Source organism: Catenulispora sp. GAS73 (assembly GCF_041262085.1).
Lineage (GTDB): Bacteria > Actinomycetota > Actinomycetes > Streptomycetales > Catenulisporaceae > Catenulispora.
Genome location: NZ_JBGCCM010000037.1, coordinates 1 through 23285, shown reverse-complemented (window position 1 = coordinate 23285; position 23285 = coordinate 1). Strand labels below are relative to the sequence as shown.

The following is a 23285-nucleotide window of genomic DNA, read 5'->3' as shown; positions in this document are numbered from 1 at the left end:
GAAGTCAAAACGGTCACCGGGGGGCGAGCGGGCTTGGGGAACAGGGCTGGTGGCGGGCTTTCACACGGTCTGGTGCTGGTCACAATAGCGGCGAGCAAGGCTCTCGGCTCGTGCATTCGACACCCCACCGGGTGATGTCGGGGCGCGCGCCACAGCCGCGAGACCGCGCGGTCCCGGCATGGGTCCGCACGCAGAGGACGTCGCGGCGGTCGCGAGGGTTGCCGAACAGGCCTCGGCCGTATTTTGGCTACGCTTCGTCCCATGCACCGACCCCCACGCGCCACCGGTATCGGCTCCCTGCCCGGCACCGACGCCGGAGCGGCCAACCGCCTGGTCTTCGACGAGTTGCCGGACCTGCCGCACCTTCCCGAACTCCCGGGGCGCGGGGTGGGCGCGGACATGATCGGCCGCGGCACCGCCTTCCTCGTGGAGCTCCACGCCGAGGTGCAGCCCAGCGGCTGGCGGCTCACCGAGCGGCCGGGCCGCGACGCCCGGCGCGCGGACTCGTTCCTGCGCCAGGATCTGGACCTGCTGGAGGAGAACGCCCAGGAGTTCACGCAGACGATGAAGGTCCAGGTCGTCGGCCCGTGGTCGCTGGCCGCGACCCTGGAACTGCGGCACGGGGACCGGATGCTGTCCGACCTCGGCGCCGTCCGCGACCTCGCCGAGTCCCTGACCGAGGGGCTGAAGCTGCACATCGCCGACGTGCGCAAGCGGGTTCCGCGGGCCGGGGCGCTGCTGGTGCAGCTGGACGAGCCGGCGCTGCCCGGCGTCCTGCGCGGAACCGTGCCCACCGCCAGCGGCTTCGGCCGGCTGCGCGCGGTCGAGGAGTCGGTGGCCCGGGAGACGCTGGCCGGCCTGGTCAAGGCCGTGCACGACGCCGGCGCCGAGGCCGCCGTGCACTGCTGCGCCCCGGACGTCCCGATCGAGCTGCTGCGCAGGGCGGGTGCCGACTACATCTCCTTCGACGCCACCACGATCGATGCCACCACGATCGACGCCACCGGGCCCGGCACCTCGCCGGCGCGCGACGAACAGTTCGGCGAGGCGATCGAGGCCGGGGTCGGCCTGATGCTCGGCGTGGTGCCGTCCGTGGACCCGGCCCGCGCCCCCGGCGTCAACCAGCTCCTCGACAAGGTGCTGTCCCTGACCCGCCTGGGCTTCTCGGCGGCGCAGCTGGCCGAGGCGACGACGATCACCCCGACCTGCGGCCTGGCCGGCGCCACCCCGCCGTGGGCCCGCCAGGCGCTCGTGCTGGCCCACCGCACGGCCGACGCGCTGGCGGACAAAGCTTCCTGAACTGCGGGACTGTCAGTGCCTGGCGGTAGATTCTTCAGTGTCGAAACGGCCCCTGACCAGTGAGGTGACGCGTTGTCCGCCACGGATGAGACCACCCCCGCTACCCCGGCGCAGCAGCACGCGGCCCTGGCCGAGGAGATCGAGGACGCGCGCTACCGCTACTACGTCCTGGACGCGCCGACGATCAGCGACGCCGAGTTCGACGTCAAGCTGCGGCAGCTGGAGGCGATCGAGGACGCGAACCCGGAGCTGCGCACCCCGGACTCGCCGACCCAGAAGGTGGCCGGCGCCTACGAGACCGAGTTCACCTCGGTCCCGCACCTGGAACGCATGCTCTCGCTGGACAACGCGTTCACCGCCGAGGAACTCCAGACCTGGGCCGACCGCATCGAGAAGGACCTCGGCGCGCTGCCGGACCTGCTGTGCGAGCTGAAGGTCGACGGCCTGGCGATCAACCTGCTCTACCAGAACGGCAAGCTCACCCGGGCCCTGACCCGCGGCGACGGCCGCACCGGCGAGGACATCACGCCGAACGCGAAGACCATCCAGAGCATCCCGCAGACTCTGACCGGCACCGCCGAGTTCCCGGTGCCGGAGCTGGTCGAGGTGCGCGGCGAGGTCTACTTCGCGGTCAAGGCGTTCGACGCGTGGAACGAGAAGATCCTCGCCGAGACCGGCCGCTCCTACGCCAACCCGCGCAACGCCGCCGCCGGCTCGCTGCGGCAGAAGGACCCGCGGATCACCGCGCAGCGGCCGCTGTCGATGGTGGTGCACGGCATCGGCGCCCGGCAGGGCTTCACCCCGACCTCGCAGTCCCACTCCTACGAGGCCCTCAAGGCCTGGGGCCTGCCGACCTCGGACCGGGTCAAGGTCGTCAAGACCCTGAAGGACGTCCAGAAGTACATCGACTACTACAACAAGCACCGCCACGACGTCGAGCACGAGATCGACGGCGTGGTGGTCAAGGTCGACGCCCTCGCCATCCAGGGCCGCCTGGGCAGTACCTCCCGCGCCCCGCGCTGGGCCATCGCCTTCAAGTACCCGCCGGAGGAGGTCACCACCAAGCTGCTGGACATCCGGGTCCAGGTCGGCCGCACCGGCCGGGTGACGCCGTACGCGGTGATGGAGCCGGTCACGGTCGCCGGCTCCACGGTCCAGAACGCCACGCTCCACAACCAGGAGATCGTGGTGAAGAAGGGCCTGAAGATCGGCGACACGGTGATCCTGCGCAAGGCCGGCGACGTGATCCCGGAGATCGTCGGCGCGGTGCAGGACCTGCGCGACGGCTCCGAGCGCGACTTCGTGATGCCGGAGAACTGCCCGGACTGCGGGACCAAGCTGGCCCCGCAGAAGGAGGGCGACATCGACCTGCGCTGCCCGAACTCGCAGTTCTGCCTCGGGCAGATCCGCGAGCGCATCGACTTCATGGGCAGCCGCAACGCGCTGGACATCGAGGCTCTCGGCTACGAGTCGGCGGTGGCGCTGACCCAGCCGGCCGGCGGCACCGCGCCGGTGCACGACGAGGGCGATCTGTTGAGCCTCAAGGTCGAGGACCTGGCCGAGCTCAAGATGCTGCAGGCCAAGCGCGGCGCGGACGCCCAGCCCGGCGAGATGGAGCTGGTGCCGTACTTCTACACCAAGGGCACGCCGAAGAAGCCCAGCGTTCCGACCGCGACCACCGAACTGCTGTTGCAGCAGTTGGAGCTGGTGAAGACCGACCGGCCGCTGTGGCGTTTCCTGGTCTCGCTGTCGATCCGGCACGTCGGTCCGACCGCGGCCCGGGTGCTGGCCCGCGAGTTCCCGTCCTTCGACGCTCTGGCCAACGCCACCGAGGACGAGCTGAAGGCCGCCGAGGGCATCGGCCCGACCATCGCCACCGCGATCGTCGAGTGGTTCGCCGTGGACTGGCACCGCGAGATCATCGGCAAGTGGCAGGCCGCCGGCGTGGTGCCTGTTGTGGAATCTCAGCCGGAAGGCCCGAGGCCTCTTGAGGGATTGAGCGTGGTCGTAACGGGCACATTGGCCGGTTTCACACGGGATGGCGCCGCCGAGGAACTCACCAGCCGGGGTGCGAAGGTGAGCGGTTCGGTCTCCAAGAAAACCTCATTCGTCGTCGTAGGGGATAACCCCGGCAGCAAGTATGACAAGGCCCTGAGCTTGGGGGTGAAGGTGCTCGACGAGGAGGGTTTCAAGGTCCTGTTGGGGGCCGGTCCCGAGGCGGCTGCCGCTACAGTGGCGGAAGCAGGGGCCTGACACCGACGCCCTGCTCGCCCGTCAAGACCAAGGCGAAACCTTTACGGTCCGTCTCTGGTCGGCGACGTTCTGATACGGCAATATGGCCGCGTCAGCCCGTTCGCTGACGCGCGCACCGACGCTGAAGTTGTTCAGAAGAGCTCCGGTACAGGAGGGTCCGCTCCATGCACCGACCATTCGAGCCGGACTACGGCCCGAAGGCCGATCCCGGACGTCTGTACGCCTTCGTAGCCTCCGTCAGCGCGGCCGGGATCACCATCCTGGCCGCGCTGTTGGTCTTGAACTGGCACGGTTCCGGACCCACCACCCAGTCGGTGCCCGCGCTCTTGATGACCATCTGCCTGGTCTTCCTCGGGGAACTGCGGCCCCTGATGAAGTTGCAGCACACCAACCGCGAGGCCGCCACCACGACGGTGTTCACCATCGCGCTGCTGATGCTCGCGGGCTGGCCGCTGGCCGCGATGGTGCAGGCCGCGGCCTCCCTGGTGGGCGGCGCGGCCGGGCGCCGGACCTGGTGGCGGATCCTGTTCAACGTCTCGCAGTTCACGCTGTCCCTGGGCGCGGCGTGCCTGGTGCTGCGATGTTTCGGCATAGTCCCGACCCCGGGGCGTCCGTGGGCCCCGAGCGTGACCTCGATGGCCGCGATCCTGCTGGCCGGCGTCGCGTACTTCGTGGTGAACCTGTTCTTCGTCTGGCAGGCCGTGGCGCTGTGGACCGGGGTCCGGCTGATCGGCATCGCCCGCCGTGAGTGGCGGGTCGAGCTGCAGGTGGTCGGCGCCTCGGTGGTGCTGGCGCCGCTGATCACCGTGGTGATGCGGCACGAGCCGTACCTCATCGTGCTGTTCATACCGGTGCTGCTGGTCTTCTACCGCAGCGCCCTGGCGTTCGACGAGAGCGAGTGGCAGTCGCTGCACGACCCGCTGACCGCGCTGCCCAACCGCAAGGCCCTGCGACGCCAGGCCGAGATCATGCTCGGCACCGTGCCGGCCACCGACGGCGACGGGCCGTCCTCGCTGTACTCCTCCGGCCGCACCCCGGCCGCGGTCGCCGTCCCGCACGGCAAGATCGGCCTGTTCCTGCTGGACCTGGACCGGTTCAAGGAAGTCAACGACACCCTCGGCCACGCCGCCGGTGACGAGCTGATCCGCGAGGTGGCCCAGCGCCTGTCGGCAGCGGTCCGCGCCGAGGACATGGTCGCCCGGCTCGGCGGCGACGAGTTCGCGGTCCTGCTCCCGGGCCTGCCGGACGTCGAGGCCGCGCAGCAGCTGGCGCAGCGGCTGCTGGACGCCGTCGCCGTCCCCTACCGCCTGCACGGCTTCAACCTCGATGTCGAGGCCTCCCTGGGCATCGCCCTGCACCCCGACGACGCCAGCCACTACGACGTCCTGCTGCGGCACGCGGACGTGGCGATGTACGAGGCCAAGCGCGGCAAGACCGGCTTCGTCCGCTACGACCCGGCGAAGGACCGCAACAGCCCGGACCGGCTGGCGCTCCTGAGCGACCTGCGCGAGGCCCTGGACGCCGGCCGCATCGAGGTCCACTACCAACCGCAGGCCTCCTTCAAGGACGGCCGCGTGGTCGGCGTCGAGGCGCTGGCCCGCTGGCGGCACGACGTGCGCGGCGCGATACCGCCGGAGACGTTCGTGAAGCTCGCCGAAAGCAGCGGCCTGATGGCGCGCCTGACGGAGTACATCCTCGACATCTCGCTGCGGCAAGCCGCCCTGTGGTGGCGCAACGGCTACGGCGTGCCGATCGCCGTCAACGTCTCGCTGCGCGACATCGAGAGCCCGCACTTCGTGGAGATGGTCGAACGCAAGCTGGCACAGCACCGCGTGCGGCCCGAGGCGCTGCGACTGGAAGTCGCCGAGCGCGTGCTGGTCGGCGACGCGCAGAGCGTCAGGGCGGCGCTGATCGGCTTGTCCAAGCTCGGCGTCCGGCTGTCGCTGGACAACTTCGGCACCGGCTACGCCTCGCTGCTGACCCTGCGCCGGCTGCCCTTCGACGAGATCAAGATAGACCGCTCCTTCGTCGGCGGCATCGGCTTCGACGCCGATGACGCGGCGATCGTCCGATCGACCATAGACCTGGCGCACTCGCTGGGGCTGCGCGTCGTCGCCGAAGGGGTCGAGGACCCCGCGACCTGGTCCACGCTGGAGGACTACGGCTGCGACGAGGCGCAGGGCTGGCTGGTGGCCAAGGCGCTGCCCGCGTCGGAGATCTGCGCGCTGCTGGCGCAGGGGGTGCCTTCGGCGGCGCCGAGTTCTTCCGCCAACGGGACGGCTCCGGATCAGCTTTCCGCGTAGGCGTGACACCCGAACCGCGGTCGAAGTCGTCTGTACTCATGGAAGGCGCAGTGCGCACCATCAGGTTATGGACGGGGGCTCGATGTCCACGGGGGCGAAACTGGCCGGCGGCTGTGCGGTGATCGTGGCTGTACCGCTGGTGTGGCTCGGGGTGTCGGTCTACTCGACCGAACAGAACATGGAGCCCGAGTCACAGCCCGACGTCGTGAAAGCGGCGCAGTCGGCCATAGCTCGGTCCGCGGATCAAGCGGTCAGCGCTCAGGTGGACAGCCGGATCGGCCAAGTCCGTGCCGCGTTGCCCTGGGCCGCTTACTTGGGAACGACGGTGGCGGACGTCTGCCGGACCGTCTACACCCCGAGTGCCTTCTTTGGGGCCCGTTCGACGTGGAGCCCCGTCACGTGCACCCGGACTGACACGGTCTACGAGGCCTTCGACGGTGATTTCAAGCAACGCCTCGCACAGCTCGACGGGGCTCTGGACGGGGCGGGGTGGCGTCCCCAAGGCCAGGTGGTCTTGCCGAAGCAGGAGCGGCCCGGCCTGGTCGCGGAACTCGACACCACGAGTCAGGTGCCCCGGGACGCCGACTCGTCGCAGATCGCGGCGGCGGCCCTGCGGTCGAACGTGGTCAAGCTGACGTACTACGTGCCGATCACGAACGACTTCACCCCGCCCACCGGTACGGCGGCGTACGCGGACAAGCCCTGCCAGGTCGAGGTGACGCGGGCTCCGCACCTTCCGGACCTCGACGACGGTACGTCCGACCATGACCGCGCCCTCAAGGACCCGTCGGCCGGCACCTCGTACTACCGCGCCTGGCAGCCCTACAGCCCCGCTCAGGTGGCCACGGCCTATCCCGCCCACAGCGGGGTCATCGCCATCACGCTCAGCGTGAGGTACGGGACGGGCGGGTAATCGAACCCTGAGACCGCTACGGTTTCTCGGGGGACGACACCGCCGCCGTCCTGTCGGCCACGGGAGGGGCGTCGATGTCGTCGCGGGTGCATGTGGTGTTCGTCCACGGGTTGTTCTCCGGCGCGGACACGTGGTCGCACTTCCAGGACCTGCTCGGCCGAGACCCTGACTCGGCCTTCGTTCGGACGCACACCATGCAGTACTTCACGCCGAAGGTGCGGTTGCGGCCTGATCGGCGGATCCCGGATTTCGCTGATCTGGCCGCGCAGTTGGCCACCCGGCTCAAGGCCGAGGATCTGCGCGAGGCCGGGTCGATCGTGCTCGTCGCGCACAGCCAGGGTGGGCTGGTGGTGCAGAAGTTCCTGGCCAGCGCGACGATTCGGGGGCAGGCGCGGGATCTGGTCCGTATCCGGCAGATCGTGCTCTACGCCTGCCCGACGCTGGGTTCGCCGTTCTTCGCCAAGACGCGGCGGCTGGCGTTCGGTGCGCGGCATCCGCAGGAGCGGCAGTTGCGGCTGCTGGACGGCGAGGTCTTCGAGGCGCATCAGCTGGTACTGCGCAACGTGGTCAACGCCGACGCCGTCACCGACTACACCTGCCCCATCCCGGTCACCGCGGTGGTCGGCGGTGAGGACAACATCGTCCCGCGCATCGAGGCCACCGGCTGGTTCCCGACCACCGAGACCGTCGCCGCCGACCACTTCTCGATCCTCAAGCCCGCCGATCACAGCGCCATGGAGTACCAGATCCTCAAGTCGGCGCTGCTGGCCGCGGCGGATCCGGAGCGGCCAGGCCCGGTCCTCGGCACCGGCGCGGACGCCGTCGAGCAGCAGGCGATCCAGTTCTCGGTGGAGCCGCCGGCCGGCCTCGGGCGGCTGCGCGGCCGGGACGCGCTCGTCAGTGCCCTGATGGCGCCGGGACGCGGCCGGGTCCACGTGCTGTCCGGCATGAGCGGCATCGGCAAGACCCACATCGCCTCCGAGGTGGCGGCCCGGCGCAAAGAGGAGGGCTGGAACGTGTGGTGGGTCTCGGTCCCGCAGCTGGCGCCCCGGATGCGGGAGGTGGCACATCTGCTCGGCCTGCCGCGTGGCGAGATCGACGAGGCGTGGCGCGGTGAGCGCAGCCAGACCGACCTGGTCTGGCGCGGCCTGGAGCACCACGACCGGCCCTGGCTCCTGGTCTTCGACGGCGCGACCGACCCGCAGCAGCTCGGCCGCGTCGCCTCCGACACCGGCCGCTACGACGGGACCGGCTGGGTCCGGGACGTGACGTCGGCCAAGGGCTCGGTCATCGTCACGGCGCGGGGCGGCCACAACGACGTGTGGGGCCCCTGGTGCCGCATCCACCGGGTGGAGCCGCTCAGCGAGTACGACGGCGCCGACGTACTCCTCGACATCGCAGGTCCCGACTGCGGGGGAGTGGAGCAGGCCCGGCAGCTCTCGCGTGCCCTCGGCGGGCTGCCGCTGGCGTTGCGGGCCGCCGCGAGCCGGGTCCGTTCGGTGTCCACCGGCGCGGTCTTCCTGTCTGAGCCGGGCCTGTCGGACTTCGCCGGCTACCTCGCCGAGTGGCGCACCCGCGAGCAGGCCGGCAACGGCGACCCCGCGGCCGAGTCCGGCCAGGAGGTGCTGGGCCTGAGCATCGTGCGCGAGTCGCTGCTGTTGTCGGCGCGCGGACTCACCACGGCCGCGACGCGCCTGCTGCACCTGTTCGCCTGCCTGTCCGACACCGCGGTGCCCTACCGGCTGCTGGCCCGGCCGGAGATGCTGACCGAGACCCCGCTGTTCGCCGGCGTCCCGATCGAGCAGATCCGGCTGGCCATCGGGCAGCTCGCCGAGGCGCACCTGATCCGCAAGCACGAACGCGGCGCGGACGACCCGGACCTGAGCGAGTTCCTGTCGCTGCACCCGATGGTCCACAACGTCTTCCGCGAGGACGACCAGGTCCAGGCGCACCGCGTCGACTACGGCCGCGCCATGCTCGACGTCCTCGCCGCCGCCACCGAGAACCGCACCGCCGACGACCCCGACAACTGGGCCGTGTGGGCCGCGCTGTTCCCGCACGCGCGCGACGCCGTGCTGTCCACCGTCACCTCGCCGGCCACCAGCGGCGAGCGCTTCCTCGTCGTCTCGGCCCTGAACCTGGCCCGCACCACCGCGCGCTACCTGCTGGCCTCCGGCCTGCTGGAGCCGGCCGGCACCCTGCTGGACGCGCTCATCGACGGCTGCGCCGGCTACCGCTTCGCCCCGACCGACACCAAGATCCTCGCCCTGCGCCACGAACGCGCCCGGCTCTCGATCGAGCTGGGCCGTTACGACCGCGCCGAAGCCGAGCTCACCGAGGTGATCGCCGGCCAGATCGCCGGCCACGGGCCCGACCACGCCAACACCTGGGCCAGCCGCCACCAGCTCGCCAAAGCCCTGCTGGAGCAGCAGCGCTGGATCGAGGCCGAGGCGATGCTGCGCGAGATCCTGCCCGCCGCGCGCCGGATCAACGGCTGGCGGCACCGCGACACCGTGACTGTCTGGCACACCTGGGCCCGCGCGCTGCTGCACGTGGAAGGCGCGAGCCAGGCCGAGACGATGTGCCGGGAGATCCTGGCGGCCTGCGACCAGCTGTGGACGCCGTCGTACCCGGAGACGCTCTACGCCTGGCAGACGCTCGGCCGCTCGCTGCTCTACCAACAGAAGCCCGACCTGGCCGAGTGGGAACTGCGGCGCGGCCTGAGCCGGGTCGCCGACACCGCCTCACCCGGCGCGCTGGGCATCCGGCACTTCCTCGGCATGGCCGTGCTGCAACAGGGACTCGTCAGCGAAGCCCGCGACGAACTCAGCACCCTGCTGGCCGACGAGGAGCGCGTCCTGGGCCCGCAACACCGCCTCACGGACAAGACCAGGCGCCTGATCGCGGAGATTACCGACCGGCTGCGTGGGGGAGGTTAGGTGATGCACCGCAGGACGACGGAGTCTGCTTGCCTGCACCGCGGCGCCGAGTTAGCGTCGGTGACGACGCGCTGGGAGAGGGCTGATCATGAAATGGTTCAGACGCGAGGCGAAGGCCCCTGACACGCTCGCCGACGCGGGCCCGCACCGGGTCGATCCGGCGGAGCTGGCGGCGGCGCGGGACATAGTGCGGCGCGCGCTCGACGCCGACGGGGCGGACGGCGAATCGGCGGGGCGGGATTTGTTCCGGCTCGGGACGGCCTGAGGTTCGGTTCGGAATGCCCTGAGGTTCGGGTCCACCCACCCCGAAGTGGATCTGCCATCCTGCCGCGCCAACGGGCTACGGTTCAGGCGTGGACATCCTTCGTTACACCGCCTTCAGCTCCGACCCGGCCGGCGGCAACCCGGCCGGCGTGGTCCTCGACGCCCGCGGCGCGGACGACGCCGCGATGCTCGCCGCGGCCGCCGAAGTCGGCTACTCCGAGACCGCGTTCCTCCTGCCGACCGACCGCGACCGGGTCATGGACGTGCGCTACTTCAGCCCGCTGGCCGAGGTCCCGTTCTGCGGCCACGCGACCATCGCCACCGCCGTCGCGTACGCCGAGCGGCACGGCCCCGGCGACCTGACGCTGAACACCCGCGCCGGGACCGTCCCGGTCCGCACCGTCGCCGCGGCCGACGGCACGCTCACCGCCACCCTGGTCAGCGTCCCGCCGAAGTCCGAGGACCTGCGCGGCCCGGTCCTGGCCGAACTGCTCGCCATCCTCGGCTGGACCGCGAGCGACCTGCACGACGCGTTTCCGCCCCGCATCGCCTTCGGCGGCGCCTGGCACCCGATCCTGGCCACGCCGAGCCGGGCCCGCCTCACCGAGCTCGACTACGACATGGACGCGCTGCGCGCCCTGATGCTGCGGCACGACTGGACCACCATCGACCTGGTCTGGCGCGAGTCGCCCGACGTCTTCCAGGTCCGCAACCCCTTCCCGGTCGGCGGCGTCTTCGAGGACCCGGCCACCGGCGCGGCGGCCGCGGCCTTCGGCGGCTACCTGCGCGAGCTGGACCTGGTCCCGGTGCCCGCGACGGTGATTTTGCATCAGGGTGTGGACATGGGACGGCCCAGCCTGCTGACCGTCGGCATCCCGGCCGGCGAGGGCGGGATCTCGGTCTCCGGGACGGCGGTCGCGCTGGCGTAGGTTCTCGCACGGGCCGATCCGGCGCGCCGTCCCCGGCCCGTGACGGAAAGTCACCTGACACCCCCGAAGTAGGATGGCTACGTTGTCCGCTACCGCCTTCTCAATCCAGGCAGAGTCCACACCGTAGGGATCCGCGCATATGCCCGCTATCACCCGTGAAGAGGTCGCCCACCTGGCGCTCCTGTCACGGCTCGACCTGTCCGAAGACGAGCTCGCGCACTACGCCGAGCAGCTCGACGTCATCCTCGGCTCGGTGGCCCGTGTCAGCGAGGCCGTGCAGAAGCTCGGTCAGGGCCAGGACATCCCGCCGACCTCGCACGCGCTTCCGCTGGTCAACGTCACCCGGCCGGACGTGGAGCAGCCGTGCCTGGACCCGGCCGACGTGCTGAGCCAGGCGCCGGCCGCGCAGGACCAGCGTTTCCGGGTACCGCGCATCCTCGGGGAGGACTGAGATGACTTTCGACGGCGATCTGCATCTGACCAAAGATCTGACGAGAAGCACGGCCGCCGCGCTCGCCGGCGCCATCAAGAGCGGCGACGTCACCTCCACCGAGGTCACGCAGGCGCACCTGGACCGCATCGCGAAGGTCGACGAGAAGGTCCACGCCTTCCTGCACGTCGACGCCGAGGGCGCGCTGGCCAAGGCCGCCGAGGTGGACGCCAAGCGGGCCCGCGGCGAGCAGCTCGGCCCGCTGGCCGGCGTGCCGCTGGCGCTCAAGGACGTCTTCACCACCAAGGGCGTGCCGACCACCTGCGGCTCCAAGATGCTGCAGGGCTGGCTGCCGCCCTACGACGCCACCGTCACCCGGCGGCTGCGCGAGGCCGACATCGTCATCCTCGGCAAGACCAACATGGACGAGTTCGCGATGGGCTCCTCCACCGAGAACTCCGCCTACGGCGTCACCCACAACCCGTGGGACCTGACCCGCATCCCCGGCGGCTCCGGCGGCGGCTCGTCGGCCTCGCTGGCCGCCTTCGAGGCGCCGCTGGCCATCGGGACCGACACCGGCGGCTCCATCCGCCAGCCGGCCTCGGTCACCGGCACCGTCGGCGTGAAGCCGACCTACGGCGGCGTCTCCCGCTACGGACTGGTCGCCTTCTCCTCCTCCCTGGACCAGGGCGGCCCCTGCGCGCGCACCGTCATGGACGCCGCGCTCCTGCACGCGGTGATCGCCGGCCACGACCCGATGGACTCCACCTCCATCGACCTGCCGGTCCCGGACGTCGTCGGCGCCGCGCAGCTGGCGAACGTCGAGGGCATGCGCATCGGCGTGGTGAAGCAGTTCGACGGCGAGGGCTACCAGGAGGGCGTCCGCCAGCGCTTCCACGAGGCCGTGCAGACGCTGCGCGACCTCGGCGCCACGGTCGTCGAAGTGGACTGCCCGTCCTTCGACTACGCGCTGCCGGCGTACTACCTCATCGCGCCCTCGGAGTGCTCCTCGAACCTGGCGCGCTTCGACGCCATGCGCTACGGCCTGCGCATCGGCGACGACGGCGTGAACGGCGTCGAGGAAGTCATGGCCCTGACCCGCGAGGCCGGCTTCGGCCCCGAGGTCAAGCGCCGCATCATGCTCGGCACCTACGCGCTGTCCTCCGGCTACTACGACGCCTACTACGGCTCGGCGCAGCAGGTCCGCACCCTGATCATGCGCGACTTCGACCGCGCCTTCGCCGACGTGGACGTGCTGGTCTCCCCGACCACCCCGACCACCGCCTTCAAGATCGGCGAGCGCGCCGACGACCCGATGGCGATGTACCTGGCCGACCTGTGCACCATCCCCACCAACATGGCCGGCAACGCCGGCATGTCGGTCCCGGTCGGCCTGGCCCCCGAGGACGGCCTGCCGGTCGGCCTGCAGATCATCGCCCCGGCCATGGCCGACGACCGCCTCTACCGGGTCGGCGCCGCGGTCGAGGCCGCGATGAACACCAAGTGGGGCCATCCGTTGATCGAGGAGGTGCCGTCGCTGTGAGCAAGAAGAAGAACAAGCCGCTCGGCACCTTCGGCACCCTGTTCGCCATCGGCAGCTCCGTGACCCTGGCCCCGGTCCTGCTGCGCCGCTTCAAGGAGGCCCGCGCCGACGGCGACAAGCTGGCGCTCGCCGACGCCGCGGTGTCGGGCGCGGCCCTGGCCGTCGGTGTGCTCCAGGTCCTGCGGGCCCGTAAGTCCTCCCGGAAGGCGGAATCCTGAGCATGAGTACGAACACTGTGAACCTGCCTTCGTACGAGGACGCCCTCGCCACCTACGACCCGGTCATGGGTCTGGAGGTGCACGTCGAGCTGGGCACCGTCACCAAGATGTTCTGCGGCTGCCCGACCGCCTTCGGCGCCGACCCGAACACCCAGACCTGTCCGACCTGCCTCGGCCTGCCCGGCTCGCTGCCGGTGGTGAACGCCAAGGCGATCGAGTCCGCGATCCGCATCGGCCTGGCGCTGAACTGCGAGATCGCCGAGTGGTGCCGGTTCGCGCGGAAGAACTACTTCTACCCGGACATGCCGAAGAACTTCCAGACCTCGCAGTACGACGAGCCGATCGCCTTCAACGGCTACCTCGACGTCGAGGCCGCCGGCAAGACCTGGCGGATCGAGATCGAGCGCGCGCACATGGAGGAGGACACCGGCAAGTCCACCCACGTCGGCGGCGCCACCGGCCGCATCCACGGCGCGGACTACTCGCTGGTCGACTACAACCGGGCCGGCATCCCGCTGATCGAGATCGTCACCAAGCCGATCACCGGCACCGGTGAGCACGCCCCGGAGGTCGCCAAGGCCTACGTCGCCGAGCTGCGCGAGCTGATCAGGGCGCTCGGCGTCTCCGAGGCCCGCATGGAGCTCGGCCAGATGCGCTGCGACGCCAACCTCTCGCTGCGCCCGATCGGCCGCGAGAAGTTCGGCACCCGCTCGGAGACGAAGAACGTCAACTCCCTGCGTTCGGTCGAGCGTGCGGTGAACTTCGAGATCCGCCGGCACGCCGCCGTCCTCAACGCCGGCGACACGGTGATCCAGGAGACCCGCCACTTCCACGAGAACGACGGCACCACCTCCCCGGGCCGCGTGAAGGAGGAGGCGGAGGACTACCGCTACTTCCCGGAGCCGGACCTGGTCCCGGTCGCCCCGGCCCGCGCCTGGGTCGACGAGCTGCGCGGGACGCTGCCGGAGCTGCCGAGCGTGCGCCGCAACCGGCTGCAGGCCGAGTGGGGCGTCACCGACCACGACATGCAGTCGATCCTGAACGCCGGCGCGGTGGACCTGATCGTCGAGACGGTGTCCCTGGGCGCCGCCGCCGACCAGGCCCGCAAGTGGTGGATGGGCGAGCTGGCCCGGCACGCCAACGAGACCGAGGTCGACCTCGGCGCCCTGGCCATCACCCCGGCGCAGGTCGCGGAGCTGGTCGGGCTGACCAGCGCGGGCACGCTGAACGACAAGCTGGCACGCCAGGTGATCGAGGGCGTCCTGGCCGGCGAGGGGTCCCCCTCGGAGGTCGTCGCGAAGCGCGGCCTGGCGGTCGTCAGCGACGACGGCGCCCTGCTCGCGGCGATCGACGGGGCCATCGCGCAGTTCCCGGACGCCGCCGAGAAGGTGCGCGGCGGCAACCAGGGCCCGGCCGGCCAGCTGATCGGCGCCGTGATGAAGGCGACGCGCGGCCAGGCCGACGCGGCGCGGGTGCGGGAGTTGCTGTTGGAGCGGCTTTCGGGCTGAGTGCCCGAGCTTCCTCAGTATCCCGACATAAGCGAGTACAGCGGGCCGTCTCCGAATCGACCGGGAGACGGCCCGCTGTACTCGTCCCGCTTCACCGCGTGCCTCAGCGCAGCATCTCGGCCTGGAGCATCGCGACCTGCTCGGTCGTCAGGTCCGAGACCTTGGCCGGCGCGGTGGTCGTGACGATCGCGACGACGTCCCCGCTCGCGAACACGACCCGCCGCTCCACCTGCCCCGGCAGCCCGTCGACCTGATCGAACTTGTGCACCGCGACGCTCTGCGCGAGGTCCCCGAACGACCGCACCGCCATCTGCGGCACGCCACCCTCCGGCTTGCCCGCCTTCGCCAACGAAGCGTTCTCCAGCATGCTCTCGACGTCCGACGCTGCCTCATGATCAGGGAACTGCAGCAACTCCACGACGGTGTGCTGCCCGTCCACCGCACTCCACCCGCGCCACGCGACGCGCCGCAAACCCGCGTCGTAGAGGTGGTCGGACACTTCGGACCCGGAGATAGAGGACTCGAAATCCGCGACGCGCTCCCAACCGTCCTCCTTCGGCGAAGCGCCAGTCGGCGCGGGCAACAGGTACTGCCGCAGATCGCCATAGTGAATCTGCCCGAGATTGCTGCCGTTGTTGGGCACCGGCTCCCCGGCCGGCGGCGCAGGCCGCACGGCAGCGGGGAACGTGTAGCGCCCGTCGCCCGGCGTGGCGAGGAACGGCACGTCGGTGCGCCGGGGGAGGCTCACGGCAAAGGCGGTACCCGCACCGATCGCAACGGCGAGACCGAGCGCCGAGGCGTAGCGGAGGACGAGCCGGCGCCGGCCGGCCTTCGGCTGCGGCGCGGACTCGGCTTGCAACTCGGCGAAGAAGGCTGCGGGGTCGAGGTACGGCTGATGCGGTTGGTGTGGCTGGTGTGGCTGGTTGGGAATCGCACTGGCGGGCTCTGGCTCTGGCTGTGATCTGGGCTCGCTCGCGCCGATCTGCCCCGCCAGTGCCGGTTCGCTGGCGGCGGTCGCGTCGGCCGCGCCTGCCTCGGTTTCCGCACCTGCCTCGGCCCGACCGCCACCGACCCGCTTCGCCGGCGGTGGTTCGCTGGCGTTGGCTGTGCTTGCCGTGGTTTCTGCGCCCGCGTCTGCCGGATCGCCGCCGACCTGCTGCTCGGGCGCCGAGGAATGTGCGAGCTCTGATGCCGGTTCGCTCGTGGCCGCACCGGCCGCGCCTGCCGCGTCTAGACCGCCGCCGACGGCCGCGCCTGCCCCGGTTTCCGCACTTGCCTCGGCTGGACCGTCGCCGACTTGCGCTGCCGGTGCCGTGCTGCCGGTGGCCGCATCGGCCGCGCCTGCCCCGGTTTCCGTGCTCGCTTCGGCTGGACCGTCGCCGACATATGCTGTCGGTGCCGCGCTACTGGTGGCCGCATCTGCCGCGCCTGCCCCGGTTTCCGCGCCTGCCTCGGCCTGCTCGCCGGCCTCTACTCCGGCCGTCTTCGTCTTCCTCGGCAGCTCCCCGAAAGCCGCCAGCACATCATCCTGCGCGCTCACGTCCCCAGCCCGCCCTTCAGCGTGTCCAACTGCTGCCCGAACAGCTCGGTCACGGCGTTCGTGTCCAGCGGCACCGTGCCCTCGGCGCGCACGATGGCGAAGGTGTCCTCGACCGTCGCCAGGCAGGTCATGGTGTCCAGCCGGTCGCCGACGTGCGTCACCGGCAGGACGCACAGCGCCTCCGGGTGGCCGGGGACCTTGGGGCCGTTGCGGAAGGCGTGCGACTGCTTCACCACGCGCTCGAACTGGCCCGCGCTCGCCGCCGCCTGGGCCGGGTTCAGGCGCAGCACCGTCACCGCGAGGTCCAGGGTCCCGGAGTCGTTCGCGTACGTGCGCACCGCGCCGTCGCTCATCCCGCCGTTGGCGATGGCGCCCTTCGCGCTGCTCATGTCGGAGGCCGGCAGCGTACCGAACAGCAGCGCGACCGTCGGGTCGGCCTGGTCCGGGGCGATCGTCGAGTCGTTGCCCAGTCCGCCCTCGTCCGGGCCCGGCACGTAGCCGGCCGGCATCGGGAGCAGGAAGTCCTTCACGCTGCCGTAGTGCGTGCCGTCCGGCCGCACGCCGGAGGTGACGCTCGGCTGCGGCGACGTCGGTGTGGCGGGCCCGGTCGTCGGCGACACCTGCCCGCTCGCCGTCGCAGAGTCCTTCGACGTCCCGGTCGCGGCCAGAATCCCGAACCCCGCGCCCGCCCCGACCGCCAGCGCCGACACCAGCCAGCCGGCCACGAACCACCCGGGGCGTCGCGCCGACTGCCGCTGTGGCTCCGGTACCAGCTCAGTCGCCGGCGCTTGCATCAGCACTGGCTCCGACACCGAACCCAACTCCGAAACCGAAACCGGCTCCGTCACCGGCTCCAAAACCCCATCACCGGACTCACTCACAGCAGCCCCGCCTGATCCTTGGTGACGGCCGCGACCTCGTCCGTCGACGGCGCACTCTTCGCCCGGCTCACGAACACCTGCTCCACCAACTCCCCGTGCCGCACCAGCCCGTAGGCCGTGTACAACCCGTCGGAGTCCTTCTGTCCCGGGCTGCTCACGGCCCCGGTCGCCGTCCCCGCGATCACGGGCGCGTTCGGGTCGACCGGGGTGTACGTCGACGCGGTGTACGACTTCGCCCCCGTCACTGTCCGGAACTGCACCAGATCGATCTCGACGCGCGTCCCGTCCGCCAGCGTCCACCCGGTCCGCACCGCGCGCCGGAAACCCTCCGCGTTCAGCAGCGTCAGCGTGTTGGACGAATCCCTGTAGTACTCCGCCAGATCCGCGATGCCGAACCACTCCCGCGGCGCGAAGTCCGTCGTGTCCTTCGCTCCCGCCGGCGTCGCCAGCAGCACCGCGCGCAGGTCGCCGTCGAGCTTCGTGCCGTCGTCCGTCGTCGCGTCGTGCGGGTCCGCGATCCCGGGCCCGGCCGCCGCCGCGAGCGTCCGCTGGAACGGCGGCAACGGCGTGGCCGGCCGCGCCTGCTGGATCAGGAAGCCGCCGACGGCGCCGCCGACCAGCCCGAGCACGACCGCCGAGGAGAACAGCAGTCCGGTCCGTCGTTTCACGCCCTCACCTCCCCGTGTCCAGCCGGTCGATCTGCTTGCGCACCCGGTCGATCAGCACCGCGTGGTCCACCGGCGGCTGGCCGTAGACGTTCACCTCGAAGAACACATCGCCCCGGAACCCGACCGCGCGCAGCCGCGCCTCGCCCAGCGACGCGTCGAGCGGGATGTCGTACGCCTTCTCGTCCGGATAGCCGGGGATGCTGAACGACGACCAGCCCGGCATCTCCTTATCGGCGTTGGCCCAGGCCCGGGCGACGTCCGCCGAGCCGAAACGCAGCAACCGCACGGTGACGTGATACTTCGCGTCCCCGGTCTGGTACGCGCGGGTCGCGCCGCCCTTGAAGCCCACCTGCCCCAACAACTTCAGGACTTCAGAGCTGTTCGAGTAGGGCGCCGCCGCAGCGGCCGCGGTCAGCGCGTCGCCGTCCGGCGTGCCGACCGCCGACGCGTCGGATGGGACCGGCAGTAGGAAGTAGCGGATGTCGCCGCTGTGCACACCGTTCGAGACGCTCCCGGTCACCGTCGAGGACGGCGACGGCGGGGCCGACGACGAAGACGACGAAGAGGATGAGGAGGAAGACGAAGCGACCGGCGACGAAGAAGACGAACTCGAAGAAGGACTCGGCGAAGCCTCAGGACTCGAAGGCGACGTCGCAGCAGGCTGCGAAACCGCGTCCGTCCGCGACGAATGGCCCCGCCCCACGGCCACCACGGCCCCGGCGGTCCCACCCGCGATCAGAACCCATCCGACAGAGAACGCCGCGATGGTCGCACGTCTGCGACCGGCGCCCGGACCACGCACTCCTGGCAACGCCCACCCCTGAAACTGACGAGAGAACGCCGAGACATCGACGAGACGAGGATCTTCCCAGTCGCGAAGATGTTCGGAAAACCTCATTTGAGATCACGGTTGGGCCACGATTTCCACCCGCAGGTCGGACGCCCGGAATCCGCTGTGGATTCCACCGATCGGCGGCCCGCGACACCGCCCGGGACCGCCGAACGATTGCGGCCCGAGCCGCGGCGGGTCAAGGTGGTCGAGATGGTCAAGATGGTCTCCGGCGTCGGTCCGCGACCCGGACCGATGCTGAGGCGTGCCTTGAGAAACGCCCGACGCAGCCCGAGCCCGATCCGCCTGACGCAGCCCGACCAAGCCCGACCCCGACCGCGATCAAGCCTGACGCGGCCCGAGCCCGACCGCGATCAAGCCCGATGCCCCCCGAGCCCGATCCGCCCGACGCGGCCCGAGCCCGACCGCGATCAAGCCCGACGCAGCCCGAGTCCGAGCCCGATCCCGACCCCGCCCGAGCGCGACCCCGACCCAGCCCGACCCAGCCCGACCAAGCCCGACCCGGAAGGCGGTCCCGCGATGAAGGCCCTCCAGTACCCCGCGGTCGGCGCCGCCCCGGTGGTCGTCGACGTCCCCGACCCCGAACCCGGCCCCGGCCAGGTCCTGCTGAAGGTCACCGCCGCCGGCGTGTGCCACTCCGACATCGCGGTGATGAGCATGCCCGCCGCCGCGCTCCGCTTCCCGCTGCCGCTCACCCTCGGCCACGAGGGCGCCGGCACCGTCGCGGCGCTCGGCGAGGGCGCGACCGGCTTCGCCGTCGGCGACAGCGTGGCCGTCTACGGGCCCTGGGGCTGCGGGATGTGCCACATGTGCGCGCAGGGGAAGGAGAACTACTGCCTGCGCGCCGCCGAGCTCCAGATCTTCCCGCCCGGGCTCGGCGCGCCCGGCGCGATCGCGCAGTACCTGCTCGTCGACTCCGCGCGGCACCTCGTCCCGCTCGGCGACCTGGACCCGGTGCGCAACGTCCCCCTCACCGACGCCGGCCTGACGCCGTACCACGCGATCAAGACCGCGCTGCCCAAACTGGTCGGCGGCAGCACGGCCGTGGTCATCGGCGCCGGCGGCCTCGGGCACGTCGCGATCCAGCTGCTGCGCGCCCTGAGCCCGGCCCGCGTCGTGGCGTTGGACGTGGCGCCGGAGAAGCTGGAACTGGCCCGGGAAGTCGGTGCGGACGCGGCGCTGATGTCGGACGAGAAGGCCCCGGCGGCGGTGCGGGAGCTGAGCGGCGGGCGCGGCGCCGAGGCGGTGTTCGACTTCGTCGGCGCGCCGCCGACCGTGGCGCTCGCCTCGGCCTGCGCCGGCGTGGAGTCCGACGTGACGATCGTCGGGATCGGCGGCGGCAGCGCGCAGGTCGGGTTCGGCGTGACGCCCTACGACGCGGCGTTCCGGGCGCCGTACTGGGGAACGCGGGCCGAGCTGATCGAAGTGCTCGACCTGGCGCGCGACGGATCGGTGTCGGTCCACGTCGAGACGTACAGCCTGGAGGAGGCGCCGAAGGCGTACGAAAGGCTGCACGCCGGCCAGGTCCGGGGGCGGGCCGTCATCGTGCCCGACGGCTGACGCATATTCTGCTGGGGTGACTGGCTCGATCATGGAATCCGGCGACCCCTTTTCGGCACCGACCACTCCCACCGCTGCCGTGCCCGGCACGCCCGCCGTCGCGGCGGCGACACATCCCACCGTGCCCGCCGTCGCCTCGGCCACCGAGGCCGAAGCAGCGGCGCGCGACGCGAACCCGCAATACGTCCTGCCGCTGGTCGTCCGCATCGAGCGCGCCATGCCTCCGCAGCGCACCGACGCGCTGGAGACGTCGGCGCGAGCCGTCCTCACCTTCCTGTCCGACCCCCGCTCCACCGAGCCCGACGGGGAGTGGACGCCGCTGGTCCGTGCCTGGACCGACGGCCGCATCCGCAAGGTCGTGCGCCGCGCCCGCGGCGCCGAGTGGACCCGCGCCGAAGCGCTGCCGGGCATCACGGTCGTCGGAACCGCGGAGAATGACCCGGCACAGGTCCGCGTCTACCCGCCGGTCCCGCTCGACGCCTGGCCGAAGGACCTCGCGCGCCTCCAGGTCTCCGGCACCGACCTGGAGGACGCCGAACCGCCCGCGCCGGTCGAGCCGGGTTCGCAGCCGGTGCTGTGGCTGAACCCCGAACTGGAGATGACCGCAGGCAAGGCGATGGCTCAGGTTGGCCACGCCGCGCAGATCGCGTGGTGGCGCTTGAGTGACGCGCAGCGCAAGGAGTGGGCCGACGCCGGGTTCCCGCTCGCCGTGCGGGTCGCGGCGAAGGACGCCTGGCCGGCGCTCGCCGACTCCGGACGGCCGCTGGTGCGCGATGCCGGCTTCACCGAGATCGCGCCGGGGTCGTGCACGGTGGTCGCCGATCTGCCGGTGCTCGGCGACGGCTGATCCGCTGTCGGCAACTCAGCAACTCAGCAACTCGGCAACTCGGCAACTCAGAATTCGAAGACCGGTTCGACCCGATCGGTCGGCATTCGCCGCTCCATAAAGCTCATCAGGGGTTTACAGCGGACACGCGGCTGGGAAAGGCTCCAAGCGTCCTGACCAACCTCTCAGGGAGCTGAAACATGCGGATATCCCGCCTCTCCAGCCGGTCCGGCCGCTTCGTCGCGGCGGCGGCCCTGCTGCTCGGCGTCAGCGTTGCCGCCGCGTCGGGCGCCGGAGCCACCGGTGGCGCCGCCCCGGTACGTCCGGGCCACGCCACCGTGGTCGCCGCTGACGCCGCCGCTCCGGCCGCCGTGGGGCACACCGCCGCCACGACCGCCGCCGACCCCTGCGGCTTCGTCCCGGCCGTGCCCGCCGACGACTTCAAGGGCATCCCGCAGTTCGACGCGAAGAAGGCGGCGCAGCCGTACTCGGTGGTGTTCCACACCAGCGAGGGCGACATCACCGTCAAGGCCCTGACCTCGGCCGCGCCGTGCACCACCTTCTCCTTCCGCTTCCTGATCGACCACGGCTACTACAACGGCACCCACTGCCACCGCCTCACCACGCAGCGCCTGTGGGTACTCCAGTGCGGCGACCCGACCGGCACCGGCAGCGGTGGCCCGGGGTACTCCTTCAACGACGAGAACCTGGCCGGCGCCACGTACCCGGCCGGCACCGTCGCCATGGCCAACGCCGGCCCGAACACCAACGGCAGCCAGTTCTTCTTCACGTGGAAGGACACCAAGCTGCGGCCGGACTACACGCCGTTCGGCGTCGTGACCAGCGGCATGGACGTGCTGCAGAAGATCGCCGCGGCCGGCGAGGACGACCAGAACGGGCCCGGCGACGGCTACCCGAACGATTACGTGTTGTTCCACCACGTGCGGATTCACTCGGACCGTTAGCGGTTCGCGGCGCTTCGTCGCGTGCGGGCCGGTCGACGACTTCAGTGCGGAGTCGGCCGGCCCGTTTTCGTCGGCGCGCCCGCGGACCCGCCGTCACGGTTCCTGTTGCCGGACCCCCGGCCGCCCCGCAGCATCGAACCATGGACAGTGATCTGAGTCCGCCGCAGAACCTGGCCGACGGCGAGGCGTCGACCATCGAGTCCGGTTCCGGCGTCGGCGACGACACCGCGGCGGCCATCGCGACCATCGACCTGGAGCCGGCCGGCATCGAGTTCGCCGACCTGACCGCCCTGGTCACCGGCGCGGCCTCGGGCATCGGCCTGGCGACCGCCCGCCGCCTGGCCGCCGGCGGCGCCGCGGTGGCGCTGGCCGACTACGACCTGGACGGCGCCGAGCGCGCCGCCACCGAACTCGCCGAATCCGGCGTCCCCGCGCTGGCTATCCGCCTGGACGTGACCGACCCCGCCTCCGTCGAGTCCGCCGTGGCGGCCGCCGTCGCGGGCCTGGGCCCCCTGCGCCTGGCGGTCAACAACGCGGGCATCGCCGGCCCCACCGCCCCCACCGGCGACTACCCGCTCGACGACTGGCGCCGCGTCCTCGCCACCAACCTCGACGGCGTCTTCTACTCCATGCGCTACGAGATCCCCGCGATGCTGGCAGCGGGCGGCGGCAGCATCGTCAACATGTCCTCCATCCTCGGCACCAACGGCTTCGCCGCAGCGCCCGCCTACAGCGCGGCCAAACACGGCGTCGTCGGCCTGACCAAGACCGCGGCCCTGGAGTACGCCGCCCACGGCATTCGGGTGAACTCCGTCGGCCCCGGCTTCATCGAGACCCCGCTGCTGTCGAACACGGACGCCGCGGAGCACGAACTGCTGGTGTCGCTGCATCCGATGGGGCGGCTGGGGCTCGCTGACGAGGTCGCGGAGCTTGTCGCGTTTTTGCTGTCGGATCGGGCGAGTTTTGTTACTGGGGGCTATCACCTTGTGGATGGGGGGTATGCGGCTCGGTAGGTGGGGGTGGGGGTGGGGGTGGGGGTGGAAGGTGGGGGTGGAAGGTGGAGGTGGAGGTGGGGCGCTGGGTGAGTTGCTTGGCTTGGTGGGTTGTGCGGGATCCGGTTTGCTCGTGGTTTTACAGGCGATTTTTACGGCTTCGCGCAGGGGTTGATGACCTCGCAGGGGGACGCAGTTCGGTTGTGCCCCGAAGGTTCCGCTGGCGGCTGGCGGTTTGCGCGTGCACGACCGCGCGGCGGTTCAGGCTTCTGCGGCAGTGCGCTGGCGGGTGGCGGTTTTCGCGTGCACGACCACGCGCCGGTCCGAGTCACTGCGCATGTCGTAGGCGGCAATCGTCGTGCGTGGTGGGCACCTTGAGGCCTCCGGCGGGCGCTCTACAGCGA

At 71.2% G+C, this 23285-nt stretch carries 20 protein-coding genes; 16 read left to right on the top strand and 4 right to left on the bottom strand.

The window, feature by feature from the left end:
* Positions 1 to 261: 261 nt before the first annotated feature.
* From ABH935_RS40205 to gatB, 11 genes are all read left to right on the top strand, one after another.
* Positions 262 to 1299: a methionine synthase gene (locus ABH935_RS40205; protein ID WP_370383227.1), complete on the top strand. Its 1038-nt coding sequence runs from the start codon at positions 262 to 264 to the stop codon at positions 1297 to 1299.
* Positions 1300 to 1371: 72 nt separating this feature from the next.
* A complete protein-coding gene (gene ligA, locus ABH935_RS40200) occupies positions 1372 to 3552 on the top strand; it encodes an NAD-dependent DNA ligase LigA (RefSeq protein WP_370383226.1) in 2181 nt (726 codons plus the stop codon).
* A 164-nt stretch (positions 3553 to 3716) separates the two neighbouring features.
* Positions 3717 to 5855 (top strand): putative bifunctional diguanylate cyclase/phosphodiesterase, encoded by a 2139-nt coding sequence (locus ABH935_RS40195; protein ID WP_370383225.1) that lies wholly within the window; start codon positions 3717 to 3719, stop codon positions 5853 to 5855.
* A 67-nt stretch (positions 5856 to 5922) separates the two neighbouring features.
* The gene (locus ABH935_RS40190) at positions 5923 to 6768 is read left to right on the top strand and encodes a hypothetical protein (RefSeq protein ID WP_370383224.1); all 846 of its coding nucleotides are present in this window, start codon (positions 5923 to 5925) and stop codon (positions 6766 to 6768) included.
* Between the two features lie 74 nt (positions 6769 to 6842).
* Positions 6843 to 9707: an alpha/beta fold hydrolase gene (locus ABH935_RS40185; protein WP_370383223.1), complete on the top strand. Its 2865-nt coding sequence runs from the start codon at positions 6843 to 6845 to the stop codon at positions 9705 to 9707.
* Positions 9708 to 9795: 88 nt separating this feature from the next.
* Positions 9796 to 9972, top strand: a complete 177-nt coding sequence (locus ABH935_RS40180) for a hypothetical protein (RefSeq protein WP_370383222.1) — start codon at positions 9796 to 9798, stop codon at positions 9970 to 9972.
* 88 nt (positions 9973 to 10060) lie between these two features.
* Positions 10061 to 10900 (top strand): PhzF family phenazine biosynthesis protein, encoded by an 840-nt coding sequence (locus ABH935_RS40175; protein WP_370383221.1) that lies wholly within the window; start codon positions 10061 to 10063, stop codon positions 10898 to 10900.
* Positions 10901 to 11039: 139 nt separating this feature from the next.
* Positions 11040 to 11351 (top strand): Asp-tRNA(Asn)/Glu-tRNA(Gln) amidotransferase subunit GatC, encoded by a 312-nt coding sequence (gene gatC, locus ABH935_RS40170; RefSeq protein WP_370351737.1) that lies wholly within the window; start codon positions 11040 to 11042, stop codon positions 11349 to 11351.
* A 1-nt stretch (position 11352) separates the two neighbouring features.
* Positions 11353 to 12873 carry an Asp-tRNA(Asn)/Glu-tRNA(Gln) amidotransferase subunit GatA gene (gene gatA / locus ABH935_RS40165; RefSeq protein ID WP_370383220.1) on the top strand — a complete coding sequence of 507 codons (1521 nt, stop codon included), beginning with the start codon at positions 11353 to 11355 and terminating at the stop codon, positions 12871 to 12873.
* The gene (locus tag ABH935_RS40160; protein WP_370351735.1) at positions 12870 to 13091 is read left to right on the top strand and encodes a hypothetical protein; all 222 of its coding nucleotides are present in this window, start codon (positions 12870 to 12872) and stop codon (positions 13089 to 13091) included. The genes gatA and ABH935_RS40160 overlap by 4 nt, the downstream gene beginning before the upstream one ends.
* Before the next feature lie 2 nt (positions 13092 to 13093).
* Complete coding sequence (gene gatB, locus ABH935_RS40155) at positions 13094 to 14599, top strand: Asp-tRNA(Asn)/Glu-tRNA(Gln) amidotransferase subunit GatB (protein WP_370383219.1); 1506 nt, start codon at positions 13094 to 13096, stop codon at positions 14597 to 14599.
* A gap of 103 nt (positions 14600 to 14702) precedes the next feature.
* Here gatB and ABH935_RS40150 read toward each other — a convergent pair whose 3' ends face one another.
* From ABH935_RS40150 to ABH935_RS40135, 4 genes are all read right to left on the bottom strand, one after another.
* On the bottom strand, positions 14703 to 16139 hold the full coding sequence (locus tag ABH935_RS40150; RefSeq protein ID WP_370383218.1) for a hypothetical protein: 1437 nt from the start codon (positions 16137 to 16139) through the stop codon (positions 14703 to 14705).
* Positions 16136 to 16933: a hypothetical protein gene (locus ABH935_RS40145; protein ID WP_370383217.1), complete on the bottom strand. Its 798-nt coding sequence runs from the start codon at positions 16931 to 16933 to the stop codon at positions 16136 to 16138. The genes ABH935_RS40150 and ABH935_RS40145 overlap by 4 nt, the downstream gene beginning before the upstream one ends.
* Before the next feature lie 83 nt (positions 16934 to 17016).
* Complete coding sequence (locus ABH935_RS40140; RefSeq protein WP_370383216.1) at positions 17017 to 17688, bottom strand: hypothetical protein; 672 nt, start codon at positions 17686 to 17688, stop codon at positions 17017 to 17019.
* Positions 17689 to 17692: 4 nt separating this feature from the next.
* Positions 17693 to 18184, bottom strand: a complete 492-nt coding sequence (locus ABH935_RS40135) for a hypothetical protein (protein WP_370383215.1) — start codon at positions 18182 to 18184, stop codon at positions 17693 to 17695.
* On the opposite strand from ABH935_RS40135, the gene ABH935_RS40130 reads away from it, so the two are divergent.
* The 5 genes from ABH935_RS40130 (at position 18168) to ABH935_RS40110 (ending at position 22902) form a co-directional block, all read left to right on the top strand.
* Complete coding sequence (locus tag ABH935_RS40130; protein WP_370383214.1) at positions 18168 to 18512, top strand: hypothetical protein; 345 nt, start codon at positions 18168 to 18170, stop codon at positions 18510 to 18512. The two genes, ABH935_RS40135 and ABH935_RS40130, sit on opposite strands and share 17 nt — an antisense overlap.
* 545 nt (positions 18513 to 19057) lie before the next feature.
* Positions 19058 to 20098 carry an NAD(P)-dependent alcohol dehydrogenase gene (locus ABH935_RS40125; protein WP_370383213.1) on the top strand — a complete coding sequence of 347 codons (1041 nt, stop codon included), beginning with the start codon at positions 19058 to 19060 and terminating at the stop codon, positions 20096 to 20098.
* Between the two features lie 31 nt (positions 20099 to 20129).
* Positions 20130 to 20945 carry a peptidyl-tRNA hydrolase gene (locus ABH935_RS40120; RefSeq protein ID WP_370383305.1) on the top strand — a complete coding sequence of 272 codons (816 nt, stop codon included), beginning with the start codon at positions 20130 to 20132 and terminating at the stop codon, positions 20943 to 20945.
* A 179-nt stretch (positions 20946 to 21124) separates the two neighbouring features.
* Positions 21125 to 21889 (top strand): peptidylprolyl isomerase, encoded by a 765-nt coding sequence (locus tag ABH935_RS40115; RefSeq protein ID WP_370383212.1) that lies wholly within the window; start codon positions 21125 to 21127, stop codon positions 21887 to 21889.
* Between the two features lie 140 nt (positions 21890 to 22029).
* On the top strand, positions 22030 to 22902 hold the full coding sequence (locus tag ABH935_RS40110; RefSeq protein ID WP_370383211.1) for an SDR family NAD(P)-dependent oxidoreductase: 873 nt from the start codon (positions 22030 to 22032) through the stop codon (positions 22900 to 22902).
* Positions 22903 to 23285 lie beyond the last annotated feature (383 nt).